Genomic DNA, 6,186 nt, shown 5'->3' on the forward strand with positions numbered 1-6,186 from the left:
TTTAATATTAAATTTTATCCACAACTAATAATAGAAAAACCCTCTGTTTTTAAACAGGGGGTTTTTCAACAAACTGTTAAAAATAAGAAGCTCATATTTATAAGAGCTTCTTATTTTTATGCTTCTTATTTTTATGAAAGCTAAATTTTTCTTAGTTTTCAATTTTATTAAAATTTATAAATCACAACTTATTTATTGTTAAATTTTTAACCATTTATTATTATTTAGCCCTTTTTTTTGCATTTTGTTAATATTTTTACCAAGTTACTACATATTTAATCATATATATGACAGCATTACCCTTTGCTTATAAGATAATACTATGATATTATAATCTAGGAACTAAAATTTAAAGTTTTCAGTAAAAATTTTCATAAATATATACTTGAAAAATTTAAATTTTAGTGCTATAGTTTAGATATGCCATTATTGGATAATAATTATTATTAGATAATTATTCGTGTCCAATATAAAGGACAATACTTAATAATTTTAGAAAATTAGAAAAGAGGCGCTATGATGAGAGAACAATGGAATGATTTCAAAACAGGTTCATGGACAAAAAGTATTGACGTAAGAAACTTTATTCAAACTAACTACACTGCATACGAAGGTGATTCTAGTTTCTTAGCTGGAGCTACTGAAGCTACTACTAAACTTTGGGCAGAAGTTAGTGAATTATTCAAAAAAGAAAGAGAAAACGGTGGAGTTTTAGATGTAGATACAGAAACTATATCTGGAATTAACGAATATAATGCTGGTTATATTGACCAAGCTTTCGAAAAAATCGTTGGTGTACAAACTGATGCTCCATTAAAGAGAGCTGTAATGCCATACGGTGGTATCAGAATGGCTGAAAATGCAGCTAAAGCTTATGGATATGAAGTAAGCCCAAAAATTTCAGAAATATTCACTAAATACAGAAAGACTCACAACCAAGGTGTTTTCGATGCTTATACTTCAGAAATGAGATTAGCTAGAAAATCTGGTGTTATCACTGGTCTTCCAGATGCTTACGGTAGAGGAAGAATCATAGGTGACTACAGAAGAGTTGCTTTATACGGTGTTGATAGATTAATCCAAGATAAAGAACAACAAAAATTATCTTTAGAAGTTAAGACTATAGATGAAGATGTAATCAGATTAAGAGAAGAAATTTCTGATCAAATCGTTGCGTTAAAAGAATTAAAAGGATTAGCTGCAACTTATGGATTTGATATATCTGAACCAGCTAAGAATGCTAAAGAAGCTATTCAATGGTTATACTTCGGATTCTTAGGAGCTATCAAAGACCAAAACGGTGCTGCGATGTCTCTAGGAAGAACTTCTACTTTCTTAGATATATATATAGAAAGAGATTTAAGAAATGGTGTTATCACTGAAGAAGAAGCTCAAGAATTAATGGACCACTTCGTAATGAAGTTAAGATTAGTTAAATTCTTAAGAACTCCAGAATACAACGATTTATTCTCAGGAGATCCAACTTGGGTTACTGAATCAATCGGTGGTATGGGATTAGATGGTAGAACCTTAGTTACTAAGAACTCATTCAGAGTACTTAACACACTTTACACTTTAGGACCATCACCAGAACCAAACTTAACTGTTTTATGGTCAACTAGATTACCTCAAGGATTTAAAGATTTCTGTTCTCAGGTTTCTATTGATACATCATCAGTTCAATATGAAAATGATGATTTAATGGCTCCATACTGGGGAGATGACTATGCTATCGCTTGTTGTGTATCTGCAATGAGAGTTGGTAAGCAAATGCAATTCTTCGGTGCTAGAGTTAACTTAGCTAAAACTTTACTTTACGCTATAAACGGTGGTAAAGATGAAAAGTACGGAATGCAAGTTGGACCTAAGACAGCTCCATTAACTGGTGAATACTTAGATTACAACGAAGTAATGGACAGATTCGATGTTATGACTGACTGGTTAGCTAACCTTTACGTTAATACATTAAATGTTATCCACTACATGCACGATAAATATTCTTATGAAAAATTACAAATGGCTTTACATGATAGAGACGTATTCAGAACAATGGCTTGTGGTATAGCTGGTTTATCAGTTTGTGCTGACTCTATCTCTGCAATCAAATATGCTAAAGTTAAGCCAATAAGAAACGAAGAAGGTATTGCTGTAGACTTCGAAGTTGAAGGCGACTTCCCTAAATACGGAAACGACGATGACAGAGTTGATGAAATTGCTGCTTGGTTAGTTGAAAGCATGATGAATAAGATCAGACAAAACAAGACTTACAGAAATGCTTACCACACTCAATCAGTATTAACAATCACTTCAAACGTTGTTTATGGTAAGAAGACTGGTACTACTCCATGTGGAAGAAAAGCTGGAGAACCATTTGCACCAGGAGCTAACCCAATGCACGGAAGAGATAATAGCGGAGCTTTAGCATCATTAAACTCAGTTGCTAAGATTCCATATGAACATTCACAAGATGGTGTTTCTAATACATTCTCAATCGTTCCAGATGCATTAGGAAAAACTGCTGAAGACAGAATCCACCACTTAGGAACAATGATGGACGGATACTTCTCTCAAGGTGCTCAACACTTAAACGTAAATGTATTTAATAGAGAAACTTTATTAGATGCTATGGAACACCCAGAAGAATATCCACAATTAACTATCAGAGTTTCTGGATATGCTGTTAACTTCATTAAATTAACAAGAGAACAACAATTAGACGTTATAAACAGAACATTCCACAAATCAAGATAATATATAACTCTATTTTTAAGAGGATATTAGATTTAAATCTAATATCCTCTTATTTTATATATTAGGTACTCTTTTATAATAATTATCATAAAATATTTATTAATAATTTTATTTTAATAATGGGGTACATAAATATGTCTGAAACTATTTTTAATATGTTTAAAATAAATATGTTACATTCCTTTAAGTTTAAATATCCTAAATATACTATTATTAATAATATTAAAATTAATAATTTGAATATATTTTCTAAAGTACTTTCTAAAGGAAGAATTTCTATTTATGGTGATTATGAAATAATAATAACTTATAATAATAAAATTTCATATAAATCCGTTTCTAAAAATTTAACTAAACATAAGACTTCCTCATTTTATAAAGTATTTCATTGTAGAGATATAGCTAAGTATGGTTCTCCTAAAAATTTAAAATCTACTATGAAATTTTTATCTACTCCTAAATGTTTATACTCAACTCAAAACTACTTAAGACCTTATTATTTTCTTAAAGATAAAAATATTTGTAAAATATTATTATTTTATCCTCTTTCTATAAATATATGTACTAAAAAAACACCTAATAATAATACTAATAATAATATTAAAAATATTGATGATACTATTGTTAATGAAGATCTTATTTACAAAGATACACTTCCTTTTACTCCTTCTTTAGAAAACTTAAATAATTCTACTTTATCTAAAAGTGAATATATTAATTCTAATTCTAGTTATGAAGATAAAAATAACAATAAATTTAATTTAAATCTTGATTATACTGATTTACCAATCACTATATTAGAAAAATCAAACACTATTAACAATACTATAAATGAACATTCACAATCTAATAAACAAAATAATGATTATAAAAAAAACTCTAATAAACCACTACCTAACTTTAAAAATTTAAAAACTTCATATAATAAAACCTTACCTAGCATTACACCTTTTAAAAAACAATTTCAATCAAAATCAAAAAAATTAATTGAATGTAATCTTATCTTAGGTCGAGGCTTCACTAATGTATTTCTTCAAAAAGATATAATTTTAACTCCTCCAACTGAACCTATTTGGAAAATTACTGATGTAATTACTAGTGCGGAAGTTACAAAATTAGATTTAAGTGGTGAAAAAGCATTTGCATCTGGTTTTGCTTATATAGATATTAATTATAAAACACTTATATCCTCATCATCTGAAAATACTATTAATGGTGATCTTCAATATATTAATTTAATTATTCCATTTTCAACCTGCATAAACTTAATATCTGATTCAAATGATAAAATAAAAAAATCTGATCATTGTCAAGTAAGCAATATATATATATCAGAAACACATAAATTGAAAAAACCTTCTACAACTTCATCTAAAGATATTGTATATAGTGAGCTTATAGAACAATTTGTAATACAAATTACTCTTTTAGTAACAAGGAGTGTTGAATTCCATATATAAAAATTCAAGGGGGTATTAAAAATACCCCCTTATTAAATGGTACTAGCATCTTTCTTCTGTTTTTATTTGAACATGCTCCCATCTAACAACTTTAACAGCTATCTTAACACACATTTTTTCATGAAGTTTTTTATATTCATATATAGGTGGTTCTACTTTTGCTGTTGCTGTTCTTAAAGCTGATTTCTCTAATGGCTCCTCAACTTCACCTATAACATAAGCATCCAATACTTCTGCTATATCTTCCTTTGGATTAATTTTCTCTTTTGATTTAATGTCAATACATCCAGCAAGAGGTATTCTTTTAGTAATATGCCTTATTGCACCATTAATTGTTACTTCACCATCTGGTGATTCTTCTAAGAATCCATTTACCATTTTATAAGTTACATTTTTATAAATCCAAGCATTAAATATAACTTTATTTCCCTTTATTACTTGTGCATCATAAACATCTACCCAAGTATCTATATCTACAATTTTTAGAAATGGTTCAGCATCTGGTATTTTATCAAAATTAAAATCACTTTCTAAGAAAAAATCTTCTTCCCCTTTACCTACTATGACTTTTGTTTGGATTATCTTTTTATCTGGATATTGTCTGTTACAGTCAATATCTTTTTCATCTTCATTAGGCATTATAAACTTCTCCCTATCTATACTCTTCTCTCTATCCATAACTTTCTCCTTACAATAAAATTCTTGGCTTTTAGACATTTTACTATATAATATGTACTTTCTTTGTTAAAATGTTACTCTTTTATATTTTATTTGATAAAAGCTATTTTAAACTAAAATAAATAAGACCATAATATATAGTAGTTTTCTATTTTAACTACATATTATGGTCAAATATTGATTTAAATATATTTATATTTTAAATCAAGCTAATTATAACAATTATATTTTTTATTTACATTCTTTATCTTCTGCATAAATAGTTACGATTTCATCTCTTACAACCTTAACCTTAATTTTAATGCATACCTTATCATTTAACTTTTTATAGTTGTATATTGGTGTATCAAATTTCCCTATCTCTTGTGGTCCTATTAAAGTGTTATGACTTCCTTCAATACATGCATTTACTACCTTTGCAATATCATTTTTATTAAAGTGTTCTTTTGATTCACGATTAATTTTAATACATCCTCCAAATGGTATCCTCTTTGTCATATGCTTAATATCCCCACAAATTGTTGCATTACATTTTGTATCATTTCCAGTATATTCAGCTAACTTATATGCTACATTTATATATATATATGCACTAAATATTACTGAATCACAATCTATAGGTACTACATCATAAACATCAATCCGTTCATCAATATTCTCAACCATAAAAATTCCTTTTATATTAGAAAAATCAAATTCTACCTCTTTAAAAAAGTTATCTTCCCCTACACCTAATACAACTTCAGTTTCAATTTTTTTCAAAATAGCCATCTCTTTATTTATCCTCCTTAGTGCCTTATTATTTCTCCATTAGAATATTATTTATGGTATATATTATTCATAAATTAATATTTATGTTAAAACTTTTCAAAATCTTTAACTTTATGTATACCTTAAAATTATTCTAAATAAAAAATTAAAAAAGCATCTAATTAAAATATTAATATTTCATAATATCTACTACTACAAGATTAGGTCTATTAAATAATCTTATTGGAAATCCACTATTACCAAGTCCTCTGCTTACAATTAGCTTATTTTTATCTTCATAAAGCCCATTATAATATTTAGGCAGAACGCCCTGACCTGGTGCAAATAATCCACCTATAAAGGGTAATATAAATTGTCCTCCATGAGCATGCCCTGAAAGCATTAAATCAAATTTATATTTGCTATATGATTCTTTGCCGATAGCATTAAAGTTTTCCGGATAATGTGACAATAGAGACTGTAGATAATTTTGTGTAATATAGTTTCTTATAAATCAAATATTACTGGAAATTTTGATTTCCAGTAA

5 protein-coding genes are annotated in these 6,186 nt (G+C 27.8%); 2 read left to right on the forward strand and 3 right to left on the reverse strand.

Features of this window, described 5'->3' with window-relative positions; translation table 11 throughout:
- The first annotated feature begins 519 nt into the window (after nt 1-519).
- Nucleotides 520-2,751 carry a formate C-acetyltransferase gene (gene pflB / locus LPC13_RS16335; protein ID WP_051040714.1) on the forward strand — a complete coding sequence of 744 codons (2,232 nt, stop codon included), beginning with the start codon at nt 520-522 and terminating at the stop codon, nt 2,749-2,751.
- Between the two features lie 134 nt (nt 2,752-2,885).
- Nucleotides 2,886-4,211, forward strand: coding sequence for a hypothetical protein (locus LPC13_RS16340; RefSeq protein WP_040419809.1), 1,326 nt, complete (start codon nt 2,886-2,888; stop codon nt 4,209-4,211).
- A 42-nt stretch (nt 4,212-4,253) separates the two neighbouring features.
- Here the strand turns inward: LPC13_RS16340 and LPC13_RS16345 are convergent, their stop codons facing one another.
- The 3 genes from LPC13_RS16345 to LPC13_RS16355 form a co-directional block, all read right to left on the reverse strand.
- Complete coding sequence (locus LPC13_RS16345) at nt 4,254-4,889, reverse strand: hypothetical protein (protein ID WP_040419808.1); 636 nt, start codon at nt 4,887-4,889, stop codon at nt 4,254-4,256.
- Between the two features lie 231 nt (nt 4,890-5,120).
- Nucleotides 5,121-5,660 carry a hypothetical protein gene (locus LPC13_RS16350; RefSeq protein ID WP_005214539.1) on the reverse strand — a complete coding sequence of 180 codons (540 nt, stop codon included), beginning with the start codon at nt 5,658-5,660 and terminating at the stop codon, nt 5,121-5,123.
- A 169-nt stretch (nt 5,661-5,829) separates the two neighbouring features.
- A complete protein-coding gene (locus LPC13_RS16355) occupies nt 5,830-6,111 on the reverse strand; it encodes a metallophosphoesterase (RefSeq protein ID WP_187116564.1) in 282 nt (93 codons plus the stop codon).
- Nucleotides 6,112-6,186: the final 75 nt, after the last annotated feature.

The organism is Clostridium celatum, assembly GCF_021412605.1.
GTDB classification, from domain to species: domain Bacteria; phylum Bacillota; class Clostridia; order Clostridiales; family Clostridiaceae; genus Clostridium; species Clostridium celatum.

Bases quoted from the DNA above. Each gene is read 5' to 3' on its own strand.
- pflB (WP_051040714.1), top strand. From the start codon at position 520: ATGAGAGAACAATGGAATGATTTCAAAACAGGTTCATGGACAAAAAGT.
- LPC13_RS16340 (WP_040419809.1), top strand. From the start codon at position 2,886: ATGTCTGAAACTATTTTTAATATGTTTAAAATAAATATGTTACATTCC.
- LPC13_RS16345 (WP_040419808.1), bottom strand. From the start codon at position 4,889: ATGGATAGAGAGAAGAGTATAGATAGGGAGAAGTTTATAATGCCTAAT.
- LPC13_RS16350 (WP_005214539.1), bottom strand. From the start codon at position 5,660: ATGGCTATTTTGAAAAAAATTGAAACTGAAGTTGTATTAGGTGTAGGG.